The following is a 17,354-nucleotide window of genomic DNA, read 5'->3' as shown; positions in this document are numbered from 1 at the left end:
TTGATCAGTCGCGGGAGCGGAACCAGTCGACCGTGGCCGTCAGGCCGGTCGTGAACGGCACCGGCTCCACGCCGGGGAAGAGCGAGCGCAGCCGGGTCGTGTCGGCCTGGGAGTGCGGCACGTCCCCGGCTCGGGTGGGCTGGTGCTCGACCTCGAGATCGTCGCCGATGATCGCCCCGAGCTCGGCGATGACCTCGAGCAGCGTCACCCGTGACCCGAAGGCCAGGTTCATCGGCTCGGGGTCGGACACCCGGCGTGCGATCGCGTCGCCGAGCACGGCGCAGACCGAGCCGACGTAGGTGAAGTCGCGGCTCTGGGTGCCGTCGCCGTGCACGGGCAGCGGACGACCGGCGAGCGCGGCGTCGACGAAGGCGGGGACGACGGCGGCGTAGGCGTGGCCGGCCGCCTGGAGCGGGCCGAACACGTTGAAGAAGCGCACGGCCAGCACGTCCATGCCGAAGGAGGCACCCCAGGCCAGGGCGTAGGACTCGGTCGCCAGCTTCGATGCGGCGTACGGGCTGACCGGCCGGGGGGCGAGGTCCTCGGACTTGGGAAGCGTCGGGTTGGCGCCGTACACGGACGAGGACGAGGCGACGATCACCTGCGCCGGTCGCTCCCGGTTCGCACCGGCCCGCCGGACGGCCTCGAGCACCTCGGCCGTGCCGGTCGCGTTGGCCAGGTGCGACGCCATCGGGTCCTGGATCGAGCGCGGCACCGAGGGGCGGGCAGCCAGGTGGACCACCGAATCGACGCCGTCCACCACGCCGTCGAGATCCGAGGCGCTGAGGATCGTGCCCTCGACGAAGCGCACGGGGACACCGGCCAGGTTGTCCTTGCTGCCGGTGGAGAGGTCGTCGAGCACGACGACCTCGTGACCCTGCTCCACCAGAGCCTTCGACAGGTTGGCGCCGATGAAGCCGGCTCCGCCGGTGATGAGCACGCGCATGGCCGGAGGCTACGGCACCCCTGATCGCCACCTCCGCGTCCCGATGTGGTGGGATTCCGCCGTGCTGCTCGTCGCTGTCGCCGTCGGAGCGCTCACGATGGCGGTGCTCGCCGTCGTGCAGCCCGGGCTCCCCGCCCGCCTGCCACCGGCCTTCGTCTGGGTCGCCGCTGGCGGGGGCGCGGTGGCGCTCGCCCTCGCCGACACGGCCCCAACCGGCTGGGAGCCGTTCGATGTGTTCCTCCTCATGGGCTTCGGTGCCTTGGTCCCGCTCGCGGCCGCCCGTGCCGGCACCGCGTCGACGACCTGGCTCCTGCTCGTGTCGGTGGCGACGCTGCTGATCGCCGACACCCCCGGCGCGCCGGTCGCGACCGTGGCCGCCGGCGCGTTCTGGGCACTCGCTGCTGCCGGCGCGAGCACGCCGGCGGCGGCGGCGCTCGCAGCCGCAGCGGGCATCGGCCCGCTGGCGCACCTGGACTGGCCTGTCGCCACCGGCGCCAGCGCCGCTGCCGTCGCCGTCGCATCACTGCCGGTGCTGCTGGTCGGACTCGCTCGGACCGGTCGTCCCGCACGCGGCCGCATCGTCGTCGCCACCGCCCTGGTCGTGGTCGTCCTCGTGCTCGGGGCTGTCGCCGGCCTGGGGGCCGCGCTGTCGGCCCGGACCGACATCGATCGAGCCGTCGACTTCGCCCGGGACGGCATCGACCAGCTCGGAGACGACGACGAGCGAGCGCGCTCGAACCTCCGCGATGCCGCGGGGGCCTTCGCGTCCGCCGAGGAGGACCTCACCGTCTGGTGGGCCCGCCCCGCCCTGCTCGTGCCCGGCGTCGCGCAGCAGACCCGTGCGGTCACGACCATGGCCTCGGCCGGCGCGGACCTGGCCCGCACCGCCGCCGATGCCACCGAGGACGCCGACGTGGACTCGGTGCGGCCGAGGAACGGGCGGGTCGACCTCGACGCGCTGGCCGCCCTGCAGGATCCGTTGGACCGCTCGCTCTCGTCGCTCCGCCGAGCTGACGCGCGCCTCGACGACATCGACAGCCCCCTGCTGGTGCGCCCGCTCGCTGACCGGCTCGAGACCCTCCGCACCGAGGTGACCGACGCGCTGGGGAGCGCCGAGCTGGCGGCGCAGGCCGTGGCCGTCGCCCCCGACCTGCTCGGCGCCGACGGGCCTCGCCGCTACTTCATCGCCTTCCAGAACCCGGCCGAGGCGACGGCGAACGGCGGGTTCATGGGCAACTGGGCCGAGATCGTGGCCGACGACGGGCAGCTCATGCTGACGAGGTCGGGCCGCAGCCGCGACCTGACGGAGGGTGGCCCCGATCCGGAAGGCCGACGGATCGAGGGCGAGCCCGAGTTCGTCGAGGTCTACGGCCAGAGCGCCGCTCGCTACTGGGGCAACATCAACTTCACCCCCGACCACCCGACGGTGAGCCGGATCGTGACCCAGCTCTACCCGCAGTCCGGTGGCGAGGAGCTGGACGGAGTCATCGCCCTCACCCCACACGGCCTGGCCCGCTTCCTCGAGCTCACCGGGCCCGTGCAGGTCGACGGGTACCCCGAGGCGTTGACCACCGAGAACGCGGCCCGGATCCTGCTCCACGAGCAGTACCTGCTCTACGGCCAGGACGACGCCGAAGACCGGGAGGGCTTCCTGTCCGACACCGTCGCCGTCGTCTTCGACACGCTCACCAGCGGCGAGCTGCCCGGCCCTCGCGCCATCGCGAAGGAGCTGGGACCGGCTGTGGACGACCGGCACCTCCAGCTCTGGTCCCGGCGCGACGACGAGCAGGCACTGTTTCAGCGCATCGGCGCGGACGGCAGCGCCACCCGGCCCGCCGGGGTGGACTCCTTCGGCATCACCACGCAGAACCTGAACGGCAACAAGATCGACTGGTTTACCCATCGCGACATCCGGTACGAGGCCGATTGGGATCCCGAGACCGGAGAGGTCGAAGCCACCCTCACGGCGACGATCCGCAACGATGCGCCGGCTTCGGGCCTGCCTCCCTCGGTGATCGGGTGGGGTGGCGACGAGTCGCTCGGACAGCGCCCGGTGGCCGACGGTGAGAACTACATCTGGCTCACCGCCTACACGAGCCACCCGATCGTGGAGGTGACGGTCGACGGCGAGCCGGCCGGCGACCTCAGGTTCGAGGAGCTCGGTCACCGCACCGTTCGCATCTACATCTCGGTGCCTTCGGAGAGTGAGCGCGAGGTCGTGATCCGTGCACGGGGAGTAGTCGAGCCGTCCAGCCGCTACGTGTTGCGTCCGCTGCGCCAACCGATGGCGAACCCCGACTCGCTCCGCGTCCAGGTCCGCACGCCAGACGGTTGGGACGTGCGACAGGACAGACTCCCGGAGGGGGTCAACGTCGATCCCAACGCTGTGAACTGGGCAAACGCGCAAGATCAACGCGTCCTGGTCCTCGACGTGGACCGCCCGTCGAGCGCGCGGACCGGCCTCGACCGGCTGCGCTACGGGAACTGAAACGGCCGATCCCGGAAGCCGAGGGCGGCGATTCCCGGCATCGATGCGGGTGGAAAGGGCTCGGTCGAAGTGGAAGGATGACGAGCGGAACCGGGGCTTCAGGCTCGAGGCGGAACGAAGGGCGTTCGAATGATGAAGCGACGACTGATCGCAGGACTTGCGGGACTGCTGCTCATGATCGCAGGTGCCGGCACGGCGATCGCTCAGGAGGACACGACCTCCCCGACCGTCCCGGAGACGACGACCACCAGTGTCCTCGGCACGTCGACGACCACTGAGGCGACGACCACGACCACCACCACGGAGCCGGAAGAGACGACCACCACCGAGGTCGAGCCCGACGAGGTGATCGCCACGACCACCACGACCGAGGCTGCAGTCGTCGCCGGCGACGTCACCCGCCGCCCCCTCCCCCGCACGGGCAACGACATCGGCGGCACGGCCATCTTCGGCGGTGCGCTCACCATCCTCGGCGTCGGCCTCGCACTGACCGCCAGGAAGCGCCGCAACAGCTTCGACGGCGTCTGACGCCAGCGAGCTCTCGACGGTTCCTGTCAAGACCGTCTGCCGGAGGCCGGGCCCAGCGCCCGGCCTTCGTCGCGTCCGGGCACCGCTCGCGGAGTGGCAACGCCGTTTGCCAGACTCTGACGTCCAGCCAGTCAGACACCAGGGGGAGTTCGAACACCATGCCCACCGCCGCCGAGGTCCGCGCCCAGCTCACGGGGCCGGGAGGGATGTTCGAGATCACGACCGCCACGGTCAACGGCGTGGAGGTGCAGACCTACGCCGAGCGCATGCCCCACCTGCGCCAGATCCCCGAGCTGTCGCTCCTCCGTGGCGACCAGGTGTTCCTCCGCTACGGCGACGAGGACTGGACCTTCGAGCGCTTCATCACCACGGCCAACGGCGTCGGCCACGCCCTGCGAGACCAGGCCGGCGTGCACCACGGCGACCGGGTGGCGGTGCTCAGCCAGAACAACCCCGAGTGGTGCCTCACCTTCTGGGCGGCGGTCACCGGCGGTGCCATCCTCGTCGGCCTCAACGGCTGGTGGAAGGCCGAGGAGGTCGTCTACGGGCTCCAGGACTCCGGCGCCAAGGTCCTGGTCGCCGACCGCAAGCGCTTCGAGCGCATCGCCGACCAGCTCGACGAGTGCCCCGACCTCGAGCGCATCTACCTGACCCGCGACTGCGATCCGGCCGACTTCGCCGACGTCGTGGGCGACGCCCACCGGGACAAGCTCCACCGCTTCGATGAGCTCATGGCCGAGCCGACGACGACGTTCCTCGACGCCCCCATCGACGAGGACGACGTGGCGGTGATCTTCTACTCCTCGGGCACCACCGGGAAGCCCAAGGGGATCATGTCCACCCACCGGAACATGATCGCCAACCTGCAGAACACGATCTTCAGCACGGTCGCCGCGTCGATGCTCGACCCCGACGCTGGCAACGCGCTCGAGGGCGACGCCGCCGACCAGACCGTGTCGCTGTTCACCTCGCCCCTGTTCCACGTCTCCGGCTGCCACTCGGGTCTCGTGGTGGGCATGCTCGCCGGCCTCCGCCTGGTGATGCCGGTCGGCAAGTTCGAGCCCGAGGCGGCCCTGCGCACCATCCAGGAGGAGGGCGTCAACATCTGGGCCGCGGTGCCCACCATGATCTGGCGGGTCTGCGAGCACCCCGACCGCCACGACTACGACACCTCCTCGGTGACGACCGTCGCGTTCGGCGGCTCGCCCTCCGCCGAGGAGCTGCAGCGCAAGATCGCCGACACGTTCCCCAACGTGAAGAGCACCTCCAACGCCTACGGCCTCACCGAGACCTCCTCGGTCGCCACGGTGAACTCGGGCGAGAACGCCAAGCGCAAGCCCACCTCGGTCGGCCCGCCGGTGCCGACGGTGGAGATCCAGGTCATCGACGGCGCCGGCCAGGCCGTCGGCACCGGCGAGGTCGGCGAGATCTGCGTGAAGGGCCCGATCGTGATGAAGGGCTACTGGAACAAGCCCGAGGCCACGGCCGAGACCATCGTCGACGGCTGGCTGCGCACCGGCGACATCGGCTACGTCGACGACGAGGGCTTCGTCTTCATCACCGACCGCAAGAAGGACATGATCATCCGCGGGGGTGAGAACATCTACTGCGTGGAGATCGAGGAGCGCCTGGTCCAGCACGACGCCATCGCCGACGCGGCCGTCATCGGCGTCCCCCACCCCGAGCTGGGCGAGGAGGTCAAGGCCGTCGTGCAGATCGAGGCCGACCACGACATGACCGAGGCCGAGGTCAAGCAGTGGGTGGCTGACGGCCTGGCCAACTTCAAGGTCCCCGCCTACGTGGAGCTGCAGCGCGACAAGCTCCCCCGCAACGCCTCGGGCAAGCTGCTCAAGAACGTGCTGCGAGGCGAGGGCGTCGTCTCCTTCGAGGAGACCATGTGAGGACGGGCCTCGCCCTGGTCGTGGCCGGCGCGCTCGTGCTGGGGGCCTGCGGCGAGGAGCAGTCCGACGAGGAGGCGATGGTCGAGGCGATCTCGGCCAGCATCCTCCAGGACGAGACCTTCGCCGGCTACGGCATCGCCGAGGAGGAGGCCGACTGCGTGGCCGAGTCCACCGTCACCGGCCTCGGCGTCGGGCGCATGTCCGAGCTCGGCTTCGGCGGCGACACGCCCTCGGAGGAGGAGATCGACCTCACCGAGCTCGACGACGACGAGGTCGAGGTCCTGGCCCGCTCCATGGACGACTGCATCGACGACGTCGACGACGTGCTGGTCGACACCGTGGCCGCCAGCATCCTCGAGGAGCCCCAGGCCACCTTCCCCATCGACGACGACCAGGCCCGGTGCGTGGCCGATGCCGTCATCGGGGAGATCCCCTCGGCCCGGCTCATCACCATCGGCGTCCAGGGCGAGCGCAGCGGCAGCACGGTGAGCGACCTGCGCCCGGCCGAGATCGACGTCTTCGCCGACGCGTACACCGCCTGCATCGACGTGCGCACGATCCTGCTCGAGGGCATCCGGGCGAGCGGCACCGCCGACAGCGTCATCGAGTGCCTCGACGACAACATCAGCGACGACGACATCGACACCATCTTCACCGCCGGCCTCGCCGGCGAGGACGCGGCGGCCACCGCGCAGCGCATCCTCTCCCCCGCCGTCGACGCCTGCACGGACCGCTGATCGGACCTCGGACGGGGTAGGCATTCGCCCGTGGGCATCCTCCCTTCGCGCCAGACCGCACGCCTCTCCCGCCACGGGGACGTGCTCCGCCTCATCGTCCGCCACGCCCGACCCGGCCTCATCGACCAGGCCGGCCTCGAGGCCGAGCTGCAGGACCTCGAGTCCGCCAGCGGCGGCGGGCAGGAGGAGGCCGAGGAGGCGGCTCGCTTCGCCGACGACCTGGAGGGCATGGGCCCCACGTTCGTGAAGCTCGGCCAGGTGCTGTCCACCCGGGCCGACCTGCTCCCCCAGCACTACCTGGATGCCCTCAGCCGGCTGCAGGACGACGTCGAGCCGGTGCCGGTCGCCGACATCCGCCGGGTCGTCGAGGAGGACCTGGGCATGGCCGTCGACGACCTGTTCGAGCGCTTCGACGACGAGCCCCTGGCCGCTGCCTCCGTCGCCCAGGTCCACCGGGCCCGCCTCGGCGACGGGCGCGAGGTCGTCGTCAAGGTCCAGCGGCCCGGCATCGCCGAGACCGTCCGCAAGGACCTCGAGGTGCTCGCCGACCTGGCCCGGGTCGTGGACGCCACCACCGAGGTCGGCCGTCGCTTCGCGTTCGTCGACTTCCTCGAGTCGTTCCGCACCAGCTTCGTGGCCGAGCTCGACTTCCGCACCGAGGCCGACAACCTCCACATCTTCGCCGACCTCCTCGCCGAGCGCGACCACCTCGACGTGCCGGCCCCGGTCGACCGCCTCGTCACCCGCCGCGTGCTGACCATGACCTACGTGGAGGGCCGCCGCGTCACCGAGCTCACCCCGCTGGCCCGCCACGACGTCGACGGCACCGTCATCTCGGATGAGCTGGTCCGGGCCTACATCGACCAGATCCTGGTGAAGGGCCTCGTCCACGCCGACCCCCACCCCGGCAACATGCTGCTCACCGAGGACGGACGGCTGGTGCTGCTCGACCTCGGGATGGTCGCCCGCCTCGGCCACCGCATGCGCCAGCACATGCTCGACCTCACGCTCGCCATCGCCGAGCAGCGCGCCGATCAGGCCGTCGAGGTGCTCGAGGCCGCCGGCACCCGGCTGGCCGACTACGACCGGGCCACCCTCGAGGCCCACATCGCCGAGCTGCTCAGCCGCCACGCCGGCTCCTCCGTCGCCACCCTCGACACCGGCTCGGTGATGCTCCAGCTGTCCCGGGCGTGCGGCAACGCCGACCTGCGCCCGCCGGCCGAGCTGGCCATGGTCGGCAAGGCCCTGCTCCACCTCGACGAGGTCACCCGCTGCCTCGACCCCGACTTCGTCCCCAACGAGACCATCGTCGACCACACCGGCGCGCTGATGCGCCACCAGGTGTCCGAGGGAGCGAGCACCCTGCGGGTGGCCCGCACGGCACTGGACTCCGCCCGCATGATGGAGAACCTCCCCCGCCACGCCGACCGCATCCTCGGCGGCCTGGCCGACGGGACGCTGTCGATCAAGGTCGACGCCATCGACGAGGACCAGCTGCTCCGGGGCATCGAGAAGATGGCGACCCGGTTGACCGTGGGCCTCGTCCTCGCCGCCATGATCGTCGGCGCCTCGCTGGCCATGCGGGTGGAGAGCTCGGTCGAGCTGCTCGGCGCCCCCGCCATCGCCGTCGTGTTCTTCGTGCTCGCCTTCATCGGCGGCATGGTCCTGCTCGGCCACGTGCTCGTGACCGACCGCAAGGACCGGGCCCAGCGCCGCCGCTCCACCTGACGGGCCTCGACGCGGGAGTTGTGAGGCCAAGCCGAACAACTCCAGAAGTGAGGAGGCCCGCCAGGGCCGACGAACGGCTCAGTCCTGGGCGCCGCCGGCGGAGTCCTTGACCGACTGCTTGCCGGCGGAGATGAACGGCATCATGCCGCGCAGGCGCTGGCCGACCTCCTCGATGGGGTGGGCCTCGCCCTCCTTGCGGAGGCGGTCGTAGTTGGCCCGGTCGCCGTTGGCCTCGGCGACCCACTCCTCGGCGAAGCGGCCGTCCTGGATCTCGTCGAGCACCTTGCGCATCTCGGCCTTCACGGCCGGAGTGATGATGCGGGGGCCGCGGGTGAGGTCGCCGTACTCGGCCGTGTCGGAGATCGAGTAGCGCATGCCGGCGATCCCCTCCTCGTACATGAGGTCCACGATCAGCTTCAGCTCGTGGAGGCACTCGAAGTAGGCGGACTCGGGGGCGTAGCCGGCCTCGGTCAGGGTCTCGAACCCGGCCCGCACCAGCTCGGTGAGGCCGCCGCAGAGCACGACCTGCTCGCCGAAGAGGTCGGTCTCGGTCTCCTCGGTGAAGGTGGTCTCGAGGATGCCGGCCCGGCCGCCGCCGATGGCATCCGCGTAGGACAGGGCGAGCTCACGGGCCTGGCCGGAGGCGTCCTGCTCCACGGCGATGAGGCACGGCACACCGCCGCCCTCGGTGTAGGTGCGGCGCACCAGGTGGCCGGGGCCCTTGGGGGCGATCATGATCACGTCGACGTTCGCCGGCGGCTCGATCAGCCCGTAGCGGATGTTGAACCCGTGGGTGAAGCACAGGACGTCGCCCTCGGACAGGTTCGGGGCGATCTCGGCCTCGTAGATGGCGGCCTGCTTGGTGTCGGGCAGGGTCATCACGATCAGGTCGGCCTCGGCGACGGCGTCGGCCACCGACAGCACCTTCAGGCCGGCGGTCTCGGCCTTGGCCCGGGACGAGGAGCCCTCCTTCAGGCCGACGCGCACGTCGACGCCGGATTCGGCGAGGTTCAGCGCGTGGGCGTGGCCCTGCGAGCCGTAGCCGAGCACGGCGACCTTGCGGCCTCGGATCAGGCTCTGGTCGGCGTCGGCTTCGTAGTACACGTTTGCGGCCATGGGAGGCTTCTTCCTTCGGGGATCTGTCGTCGATCGGTGACCACAGGTGGCACCGATCCACGAGATTTTCTAGTTGGCGACTCGGTTCTGGACCGACTTGAGACGGGGCGGGGTGCGCTCGAGCTTGGGCAGCGCCACCCGTCCGGTGCGCTGGAGCTCGACGATGCCGTAGGGGCGGAGCAGCTCCTCGACGTCGTCGAGCTTGTCGGGCTCGCCGTTGACGGCGATCGACAGCTCGTCGAAGCCGACGTCGATGACCGAGCCCTTGAACACGTCGACGAGCTCGATCACCTGGCTGCGCACCGACGGATCGGCCTTCACCGTGGCGATCATGAGCTCGCGCTCGACCGAGTCGTCCGGGTCGAGCTCGGAGATCTTGACCACGTTGATGAGCTTGAACAGCTGCTTGGTGATCTGCTCGAGCGGCGAGGACTCCACGTCGACGACGATCGTGATGCGGCTGAAGCGCTCGTCGTCGTCGGTGGGGGCCACGGCGAGGCTGTAGATGTTGAAGCCACGGCGGGCGAACAGGCCGGCGACCCGGGCGAGGACGCCCGGCTGGTTCTCGACCAGCACCACGAGGGTGTGGTGGCGGACGGCCTTGTTGGTGTTGTGGCCCCCGCTGGGGCTGGTGACTCCTGGCATCAGAACTCCCCGATCCCGGCGACCTGGCTGGGGTGGACCATGACCTCGGAGTTCGACTTGCCGCTGGCGACCATGGGGAACACCTTCTCGGCGGCATCGGTGCGGAAGTCGATGACCACCGGCCGGTCGTTGATCTCGTTGGCCTTCTGGATGGTGGGCAGGACCTCTTCGGGGCTGTCGACCCGGAAGCCGGCGCAGCCCATGGACTCGGCCCACATCTTGTAGTCGGGCACGTCCTGGGACAGGAAGACCTCGGAGTACCGCTCGTCGTAGAACATCTCCTGCCACTGGCGAACCATGCCGAGGTAGCTGTTGTTCAAGATGGCGATCTTCACGGGGATCTTCTCGACCGTGGCCGTCACCAGCTCCTGAGCCGTCATCTGGAAGCAGCCGTCGCCGTCGATGGCCCAGACCATGCGGTCGGGGAAGGCGGCCTTGGCGCCGATGGCAGCCGGCACCGAGAAGCCCATGGTGCCCAGGCCCCCGGAGTTGACCCAGGTGTAGGGGTGGTTGAAGTGCCAGTACTGGCTGGTCCACATCTGGTGCTGGCCCACGCCGGAGCACACGATGGTGTCCGAGGGCGTGTTGTCGCGCAGCGTCTCGAGCACGAACTGGGGCTTGAGCCGCTCCCCCGGCACGTGCTGGTCGTAGTGGAGGGGGTGCTTCTCCTGCCAGCCGCTGATCGTCTGCTTCCACGCCGAGGTGTCGGCCTGGGTGCGGCCGCTCTCGAGCAGCGAGCGGATCGCGCTGACGATCTCCTCGATGACGAGGCGGGCGTCGCCGACGATGGGCACGTCTGGCGCACGGTTCTTGCCCAGCTCGGCCGGGTCGATGTCCGCGTGGATGACCTTGGCCTTGGAGGCGAACTCGTCGAGCTTGCCGGTGACCCGGTCGTCGAAGCGGGCCCCGAGGGTGATGAGCAGGTCGGTCTCCTGGAACGACATCACCGCCGTGTAGTTGCCGTGCATGCCGGGCATGCCGAGGCACAGCTCGTGGTCGTCAGGGAACGCGCCCCGGGCCATGAGGGTGGTGACGACGTGGATGCCGGTGAGCTCGGCCAGCTCCTTGAGGGCTTCGGCGGCGCGGGCCTTCAAGATGCCGCCGCCGGCGTAGATGACCGGGCGCTCGGCGGCCAGGATCATCTCGGCCGCCTCCTTGATCTTGCGGGGGTGGCCCTTGGTCGTCGGCCGGTAGCCCGGTAGGCCGGCGATGACCTCCTCGTCGGTCGGCCAGTACCAGTCCAGCGCGGAGCGCGGGTTGGTCGGGTCGACGATGTCCTTGGGGACGTCGATGAGCACGGGGCCGGGCCGGCCGGTGGTGGCGATGTGGAACGCCTCGCGCACGATGCGGGGGATGTCGCGGGCATCGCTGACCAGGTAGTTGTGCTTGGTGATCGACATCGTGATGCCGGTGGTGTCGCACTCCTGGAAGGCGTCGGTGCCGATGGCGGCGTAGGGCACCTGGCCGGTGATGCACACCATGGGGACCGAGTCCAGGTACGCGTCGGCGAGCGGGGTCACGACGTTGGTGGCGGCCGGGCCGGAGGTGACCATGCACACGCCGGGCTTGCCGGTGACGTGGGCGTAGCCCTCGGCCATGTGGCCGGCGCCCTGCTCGTGGCGCACGAGCACGTGGCGGATCGAGGACTCGATGATCGGGTCGTAGACCGGCAGGATCGCCCCGCCCGGCAGGCCGAAGATGACCTCCACGCCCTCGAGCTCGAGCGCTCGGATCAGGGCTGCCCCGCCGTTGGTCGGTTCGTTCGGTTCCACTGCTCTTGCTCCTCCGGGCCACGGCTCTGGCCCGGTCGTCTGATGGTCGGATCGGTGTCGGAAAACCACGACGGCCTCCCATCTGGGAGGCCGGAGTGCGCACGCGACGAGAGGGACGGCGTGCGCTAGATGACGACTACCACGATTCGGTCTCGGTGCATCGGAACCAATAGTGGCAGAGCGCGGGGCATCCCACAACTCCCCGGGGAGGACTCGGCGGGGCCGGTGCCGAAGTGGGTTCCCATGACCGCACCGATCCTCCGCCTCATCGTCAGGTCCGCTGCCCTCCTCGCGCTGGCCTTCGGATTCGTCGTCGGGTCGGCCGGCTTCGCCGGCGCCCAGCTCCCCGAGCTGCCTGCGCCGGGTGGCGAGGAAGCCCCGGACGGCGAGGAGACCCCCGAGGAGACCCCCACCCCCGATGGCGAGGGCGAGTCCCCGCTCCCCGAGGAGCTCGATCCCGTGCTCGACCCGCTGCAGCCGGTGCTCGACCAGATCCCGGGCGCCGACGCCCCCGAGGACGGCGAGGACCCGGCCGAGGGCACCGACGGCACCGAGACCGAGGGCGATGCCGCCACGCCGGCGCCCGCCTCCCCGAGCGCGGCGGGTGCCGCGACGCTGCCCCGCACCGGGGGCACGGTGGCGATCGGCTTCGCCGGCGCCGCGGCGGCCGCCGGCCTGGTCCTGCGCCGCCTGCTCCGCGTCTGACCCGGCGAGGTCCGGCCGGGGTCCCTCAGCGGACCCCGGCGACGTCCTCGAGCTCGGCGAGCGCGTCCTCGAGCAGGTGGCAGAGCACCCACAGGTCGGGGACGGCGTCGCGGCAGGCGACGAGGCCGAAGTCGCAGCGGCCGTTGTAGGACATGATCGTCATGTTCAGGCCCTGGGTGTCGGCCACGGCCGAGACCGGGATGTACGACAGCATCTCGGCGCCCCCGGCGTAGAGGGGGAACTGCGGGCCGGGCACGTTGGAGATGATCAGGTTGAACGGCGGGTCGATCCGGTTGGCGATGGCGGTGCGGGCCATCACCCGTGATGCCCGGGCGAAGATGGCCGGCGGGGCGAACTCGGCCACGTCGGTGAGCAGGTCGGCCGGGAGCGCGCCGAGGCTCTCCTTGGCTCGCAGGGTCTCGGCGTGGATGACGTGGAGCCGCTCGATCGGGTCGGCGACGTCGGTGGCGAGCGCGGCGAGCATGCCCGACACGCGGTTGCCGTAGCTGAGGGCCTCGTCGTCGGTGCGGACCGACACCGGGATCAGGCAGCGCAGCGACTCCTCGGGCAGCTCGCCGTGCTTGTTCAGGTAGCTCCGCAGCGCCCCGGCGCACATGCCGAGCACGACGTCGTTGACGGTGACCCCGAGCGCCGACTTCACCGCCTTGACCCGCTCGAGCGCGACCGAGGTGTAGGCGAAGCGCCGGTGCGGGCCGATCTTGTTGTTGAACCGGGTGGAGGGACGGGTGAGCCCGCCGGTGTGGGAGATCTCGACCGGCTCGTCCTCCTCCCGGCGCGCCCCCTGGCCGAACAGCTGGGCGACCGGCTCGGGCACGGCCTTGGCCACGTTGCCCCAGTCGAAGGCCTTGCCGATCTGGGGCAGCTCCCGCAGCATCCGCACCGCCAGGCGGCCCTGCTTGTAGGGCCGGGTGGCGAGCGACGCCAGGCCCCGCAGCAGCATCTCCTCCTGGGTGGGGATGCGCTCGGGTTCGGGGCACACCCCGGGGCGGGGTGGAGCATCGGGTTCGAGGTCGAGGATGTTGGCGAGCAGCTGGGCGCCGCCGACGCCGTCGATGGCGGCGTGGTGGATCTTGGTCAGCTGGGCGATCCGTCCGTCGGCCAGGCCATGGATGACGTAGAGCTCCCACAGGGGCCGGCTCCGGTCGAGGGGACGGGCGATGATGCGGCTGACGAGCTCGGACAGCTGCTCGTCGGTGCCCGGCGGTGCGACCGCGGTCTGGCGGATGTGGAAGTCCAGGTCCAGGTCAGGGTCCTCGACCCAGTACGGGTGGTCGAGGTCGAGGGGCACGTGGACCAGACGGCGCCGCATCGGGTCGAGCAGGTGGAGCCGCTCGGCGAACAGCGCCTTGGTGGCCTCGTAGCCGGCGCTGTCGCTGTCCTTGGGGTCGTAGACGATCAGCGAGGAGACGTGCCCGAACGTGGTCGGGCTCTCCATGTAGAGGAAGGAGGCGTCCACCCCGGTGAGCTGCTGCATGTCGTCCGTTTCCCCCTGCCCGACTCGATGTCCTGCGCATGGTGACACGCGTCACGGGCGCGCCGAGGGCCACCCCCGTCCGTCGGTGGGTGGCCCTCGAGGTTCCCCGTCGAGCGGGGAGATCAGCGGCGGGTCAGACCGGCGTGAAGGTGCGCGACGCGATGTGCTCCGGGCGGCGCTGCGGGGCCGAGAACGGATCGCCGATCGTGTTCTCGACGCTGTTGAACACCATGAACAGGTTGCGTCGGGGCAGCGGCGAGATGTTCGTCGAGGACCCGTGCATCAGGTTGCAGTCGAAGAACAGCACCGAGCCCGCCGTGCCGGTGCACTGGTCGATGCCGTGGCGATCGAACAGGGTCGTGAGGCTGTCCTCGTCCGGCACCCCGACCTCCTGCACCTTGAGCGAGTGCTCGTGGTTGGCGGGCGGCGTGGGCTCCGGGCACGTGACGAACCACTTGTGGGAGCCGGGCATCACCAGCAGGGAGCCGTTCCAAGGCTCGTTGTCGGTGAGCGCGACCACGGCGCTGAGGCAGCGCATGCGGGGCATGCCGTCCTCGGTGTGCCAGGTCTCGAAGTCCGAGTGCCACTGGAAGTCCTTGCCGCGGAACCCCGGCTTGCGGTTGACGCGGCTCTGGTGGATGTACACGTCGGAGCCGAGCAGCTGGCGGGCGACGCCGGCCAGGCGGGGGTCGGAGGGCACGTCGGCGAGGCCGCCGTATCCCTCGTGGAAGGCGAAGACCGAGCGGATCACGGCCGAGTCGGGCTCCCGGATGACCTGGTCGCTGTCGATGTCGCCGCCGTTGACGAGGTCGCTCAGCAGCTGGTCGAGGCCTTCGACCTCATCGGGGCTGAACACGCCCGGCACGGTGAGGTAGCCGTTCTGCTCGAAGGCGGCCACCTGGCCCATGTCGAGCGGGCCGTCGGTGGCCGGCCCGTGGACGACCGGGTCCACCCGGGGCAGCAGCTCCGGGGGGCGGCCCATGCGGGACGGGTACGGGTCGCCGGTGTGGGTTGCGGTTTCGGTCTGTGTGGTGCTCATGCAGGCTCCGGCTGGTCGTCGACCGTCAGCAGCGGGTAGGCGCCGTCTTCGTCGTGGACCTCCTGTCCGGTGACGGGTGGGTTGAACGTGCAGATGACTCGAAGGTCCTCTTCGACGCGCAGGACGTGGCGGTCGTTGTCGTTGAGGAGGTAGATGGTGCCCGGGGTGATCTCGTGGACCTCGCCCGTGGCCTTGTCCTCGAGGGTCGCCTTGCCCTCGATGCAGTAGACGCCCTCGAGGTGGTTCTTGTACCACATGTGCGTCTCGGTGCCGGCTCGCAGGACCGTGTCGTGCATGGAGAAGCCCATGCCGTCATCAGCCAGCGAGAGGCGGCGCGACGACCAGTTGCCGCCGTCGACGTCGCGGTCGGTTCCGACGATGTCTTGCAGGGTGCGGACGATCACGACCGGACCTCCTCGCGCTCTGCGCGCAGCTCGGCGACCATGTCGTCGCTGATGTTGTCGGCTGCCTCGTTCAGGATCTCGAGGGCCTGATCGATGGCCTCGTCGGTCACGATCAGCGGGGGCAGGAGCTTGACCACCTCGTCCTCGGCGCCGGCGGTCTCGATGATGAGGCCGCGCTCGTAGGCGCCCTGGGCGATGGTGCCGGCGATGTCGGGCACCGCGGTCTCGATGCCGAGGATCAGGCCCCGGCCGCGGACGTCGGTGAACAGGCCGGGGTGGCCCTCCATGATCGACTCGAGTCCGGCACGGACCTTGTCGGACTTGGCGACCGTGGACTTGGTCAGCTCGTCGTCGGTCCAGAAGTGCTCGAGGGCGGCCGTCGCGGTGACGAACGCGGCGTTGTTGCCGCGGAAGGTGCCGTTGTGCTCGCCCGGCGCCCACACGTCGTGCTCGGGCTTCATCAGCACGAGCGCCATCGGCAGGCCGGAGCCCGAGATGGACTTCGACAGCGTGACGATGTCGGGGTCGATGCCCATCTCCTCGAAGGAGAAGTAGGGACCGGTGCGGCCGTTGCCGACCTGGATGTCGTCGACGATGAGCAAGATGCCGTGGCGCTTGCAGATGTCGTCGAGGTTGCGCATCCACTGGGCCGAGGCCGGGTTGATGCCGCCCTCGCCCTGGGTGGTCTCCACGATGACCGCGGCGGGCTCGTCGAGGCCGCTGGAGCCGCCCGAGATCATGGCCTCGAGGATGTGGAGGCTGTCCATGTCGTCGCTGAGGTAGTTCGCGTAGGGCATGGACGTGGAGTCGCCGAGGGGTACGCCGGCGCCGCCGCGCTTCATGGCGTTGCCGGTGACGGCGAGCGAACCCAGCGTCATGCCGTGGAAGCCGTTGGTGAAGCCCACGACGCGGTGGCGGCCGGTGGCCTTGCGGGCCAGCTTCAGCGCGGCCTCGACCGCGTTGGTGCCGGTGGGGCCGGGGAACTGGACCTTGTAGTCCAGGTTCCGCGGCTTGAGGATGATGTCCTCGAAGCGCTCCATGAAGGTGCGCTTGGTGGTGGTCGAGATGTCGAGGGCGTGGATGAAGCCCTGCTCGCTGAGGTGCTTCTGCAGCGCCTCGATGAGGACGGGGTGGTTGTGCCCGTAGTTCAGTGCGCCGGCCCCGGCGAAGAAGTCCAGGTACTCGGTGCCGTCCTCGGCCACCATCGTGTGGCCGTGGGCGGACTTGAAGACGGCAGGCCAGGAACGGCAGTAGCCGCGGACCTCGGACTCGAGTCGTTCGAAGATGCTCATTCTGTTTCCCTTTGGGGGGTTGACGGACGGTCCCTCAGCTGGTCGCGGACGCGATGCGGAACCGGAGCTCCGCTTCGTGACCCGGGGGGAACAGCTCCTCGGTGAAGAGCGGCTCCACCACCACGGACAGGCCGTGGCGCTCGCCGAAGCGACGGAAGAGGGTCTCGGACGCCGTGTTGCTCGGCGTCACCGTGGCTTCCAGTGCGGTCGCACCCGTGCGCTCGAACAGCTCGTCGAGCAGACGGCCGGCGATCCCGCGGCGGCGATGGGCGTCGTCGACGCCGATCTGCCAGACGAACACCGTGGAGGCGTCGTCGGGCCGCAGGAACGCGGTGACGAACCCGACCGGGGCATCATCGCCATCGGCGGCGATGACGGTGGTGTCCCGGAAGTACTCGGTCCACAGCAGGTACGCGTAGGGCGAGTTCTCGTCGAGTCCGTTGGCCTTCGCGAGGGACCAGAGCGCCGGACCATCCTCGAGCCGGGCGAGCCGGTACTCGAGGGCCTTGTCCTGTGCGCTGGCAGACGGAGGGGCCACGGTTCCTTCATACCTAGTCG

General features: G+C 70.3%; 15 protein-coding genes. 6 read left to right on the top strand and 9 right to left on the bottom strand.

Annotation, left to right across the window (positions count from 1 at the left end; genetic code table 11):
• Positions 1 to 4 precede the first annotated feature (4 nt).
• Positions 5 to 946 carry an NAD-dependent epimerase/dehydratase family protein gene (locus tag RGQ06_RS12705; protein ID WP_432428577.1) on the bottom strand — a complete coding sequence of 314 codons (942 nt, stop codon included), beginning with the start codon at positions 944 to 946 and terminating at the stop codon, positions 5 to 7.
• On the opposite strand from RGQ06_RS12705, the gene RGQ06_RS12700 reads away from it, so the two are divergent.
• The 5 genes from RGQ06_RS12700 (at position 945) to RGQ06_RS12680 (ending at position 8,328) form a co-directional block, all read left to right on the top strand.
• The gene (locus RGQ06_RS12700; RefSeq protein WP_432428576.1) at positions 945 to 3,434 is read left to right on the top strand and encodes a DUF4012 domain-containing protein; all 2,490 of its coding nucleotides are present in this window, start codon (positions 945 to 947) and stop codon (positions 3,432 to 3,434) included. The two genes, RGQ06_RS12705 and RGQ06_RS12700, sit on opposite strands and share 2 nt — an antisense overlap.
• Before the next feature lie 129 nt (positions 3,435 to 3,563).
• Complete coding sequence (locus RGQ06_RS12695; RefSeq protein ID WP_432428575.1) at positions 3,564 to 3,962, top strand: LPXTG cell wall anchor domain-containing protein; 399 nt, start codon at positions 3,564 to 3,566, stop codon at positions 3,960 to 3,962.
• 158 nt (positions 3,963 to 4,120) lie between these two features.
• Complete coding sequence (locus tag RGQ06_RS12690) at positions 4,121 to 5,863, top strand: class I adenylate-forming enzyme family protein (RefSeq protein WP_432428574.1); 1,743 nt, start codon at positions 4,121 to 4,123, stop codon at positions 5,861 to 5,863.
• On the top strand, positions 5,860 to 6,600 hold the full coding sequence (locus RGQ06_RS12685) for a hypothetical protein (RefSeq protein WP_432428573.1): 741 nt from the start codon (positions 5,860 to 5,862) through the stop codon (positions 6,598 to 6,600). The genes RGQ06_RS12690 and RGQ06_RS12685 overlap by 4 nt, the downstream gene beginning before the upstream one ends.
• A 30-nt stretch (positions 6,601 to 6,630) precedes the next feature.
• On the top strand, positions 6,631 to 8,328 hold the full coding sequence (locus RGQ06_RS12680; protein ID WP_432428572.1) for an ABC1 kinase family protein: 1,698 nt from the start codon (positions 6,631 to 6,633) through the stop codon (positions 8,326 to 8,328).
• 78 nt (positions 8,329 to 8,406) lie between these two features.
• On the opposite strand, the gene ilvC is transcribed toward RGQ06_RS12680, so the two are convergent.
• From ilvC to RGQ06_RS12665, 3 genes are all read right to left on the bottom strand, one after another.
• Positions 8,407 to 9,444: a ketol-acid reductoisomerase gene (gene ilvC / locus RGQ06_RS12675; protein WP_432428571.1), complete on the bottom strand. Its 1,038-nt coding sequence runs from the start codon at positions 9,442 to 9,444 to the stop codon at positions 8,407 to 8,409.
• A 69-nt stretch (positions 9,445 to 9,513) separates the two neighbouring features.
• Positions 9,514 to 10,089: an acetolactate synthase small subunit gene (gene ilvN / locus RGQ06_RS12670; RefSeq protein ID WP_432428570.1), complete on the bottom strand. Its 576-nt coding sequence runs from the start codon at positions 10,087 to 10,089 to the stop codon at positions 9,514 to 9,516.
• Positions 10,089 to 11,861, bottom strand: coding sequence for an acetolactate synthase large subunit (locus RGQ06_RS12665; RefSeq protein WP_432428569.1), 1,773 nt, complete (start codon positions 11,859 to 11,861; stop codon positions 10,089 to 10,091). The genes ilvN and RGQ06_RS12665 overlap by 1 nt, the downstream gene beginning before the upstream one ends.
• Before the next feature lie 243 nt (positions 11,862 to 12,104).
• Here RGQ06_RS12665 and RGQ06_RS12660 point away from each other — a divergent pair, with 243 nt between their 5' ends.
• Positions 12,105 to 12,566, top strand: coding sequence for a hypothetical protein (locus RGQ06_RS12660; RefSeq protein ID WP_432428568.1), 462 nt, complete (start codon positions 12,105 to 12,107; stop codon positions 12,564 to 12,566).
• A 25-nt stretch (positions 12,567 to 12,591) separates the two neighbouring features.
• Here RGQ06_RS12660 and RGQ06_RS12655 read toward each other — a convergent pair whose 3' ends face one another.
• From RGQ06_RS12655 to ectA, 5 genes are all read right to left on the bottom strand, one after another.
• A complete protein-coding gene (locus RGQ06_RS12655; RefSeq protein ID WP_432428567.1) occupies positions 12,592 to 14,061 on the bottom strand; it encodes a WS/DGAT/MGAT family O-acyltransferase in 1,470 nt (489 codons plus the stop codon).
• Between the two features lie 133 nt (positions 14,062 to 14,194).
• Positions 14,195 to 15,043 (bottom strand): ectoine hydroxylase, encoded by an 849-nt coding sequence (gene thpD, locus RGQ06_RS12650; protein WP_432428566.1) that lies wholly within the window; start codon positions 15,041 to 15,043, stop codon positions 14,195 to 14,197.
• A gap of 53 nt (positions 15,044 to 15,096) precedes the next feature.
• Positions 15,097 to 15,504: an ectoine synthase gene (locus RGQ06_RS12645; RefSeq protein WP_432428565.1), complete on the bottom strand. Its 408-nt coding sequence runs from the start codon at positions 15,502 to 15,504 to the stop codon at positions 15,097 to 15,099.
• Complete coding sequence (gene ectB / locus RGQ06_RS12640) at positions 15,501 to 16,796, bottom strand: diaminobutyrate--2-oxoglutarate transaminase (RefSeq protein ID WP_432428564.1); 1,296 nt, start codon at positions 16,794 to 16,796, stop codon at positions 15,501 to 15,503. Before ectB ends, RGQ06_RS12645 begins: the two co-directional genes overlap by 4 nt.
• 34 nt (positions 16,797 to 16,830) lie before the next feature.
• Positions 16,831 to 17,334, bottom strand: coding sequence for a diaminobutyrate acetyltransferase (ectA, locus tag RGQ06_RS12635; RefSeq protein ID WP_432428563.1), 504 nt, complete (start codon positions 17,332 to 17,334; stop codon positions 16,831 to 16,833).
• Between the last annotated feature and the right edge of the window lie 20 nt (positions 17,335 to 17,354).

Origin of the sequence: Salinilacustrithrix flava, from assembly GCF_041228405.1 — a bacterium.
In the GTDB taxonomy this organism is placed as follows: domain Bacteria; phylum Actinomycetota; class Acidimicrobiia; order Acidimicrobiales; family Salinilacustritrichaceae; genus Salinilacustrithrix; species Salinilacustrithrix flava.
Note: the sequence above shows the minus strand (reverse complement) of the source record. Positions and strands in the feature narration are given on the sequence as shown.

Excerpts from the sequence above, each read along its gene's own strand:
- thpD (WP_432428566.1), bottom strand. The coding sequence starts at position 15,043 with ATGGGCCGCCCCCCGGAGCTGCTGCCCCGGGTGGACCCGGTCGTCCAC.
- RGQ06_RS12660 (WP_432428568.1), top strand. The coding sequence starts at position 12,105 with ATGACCGCACCGATCCTCCGCCTCATCGTCAGGTCCGCTGCCCTCCTC.
- RGQ06_RS12705 (WP_432428577.1), bottom strand. The coding sequence starts at position 946 with ATGCGCGTGCTCATCACCGGCGGAGCCGGCTTCATCGGCGCCAACCTG.
- RGQ06_RS12700 (WP_432428576.1), top strand. The coding sequence starts at position 945 with ATGGCCGGAGGCTACGGCACCCCTGATCGCCACCTCCGCGTCCCGATG.
- RGQ06_RS12695 (WP_432428575.1), top strand. The coding sequence starts at position 3,564 with ATGATGAAGCGACGACTGATCGCAGGACTTGCGGGACTGCTGCTCATG.
- RGQ06_RS12690 (WP_432428574.1), top strand. The coding sequence starts at position 4,121 with ATGCCCACCGCCGCCGAGGTCCGCGCCCAGCTCACGGGGCCGGGAGGG.
- ilvC (WP_432428571.1), bottom strand. The coding sequence starts at position 9,444 with ATGGCCGCAAACGTGTACTACGAAGCCGACGCCGACCAGAGCCTGATC.
- RGQ06_RS12655 (WP_432428567.1), bottom strand. The coding sequence starts at position 14,061 with ATGCAGCAGCTCACCGGGGTGGACGCCTCCTTCCTCTACATGGAGAGC.
- ilvN (WP_432428570.1), bottom strand. The coding sequence starts at position 10,089 with ATGCCAGGAGTCACCAGCCCCAGCGGGGGCCACAACACCAACAAGGCC.
- ectB (WP_432428564.1), bottom strand. The coding sequence starts at position 16,796 with ATGAGCATCTTCGAACGACTCGAGTCCGAGGTCCGCGGCTACTGCCGT.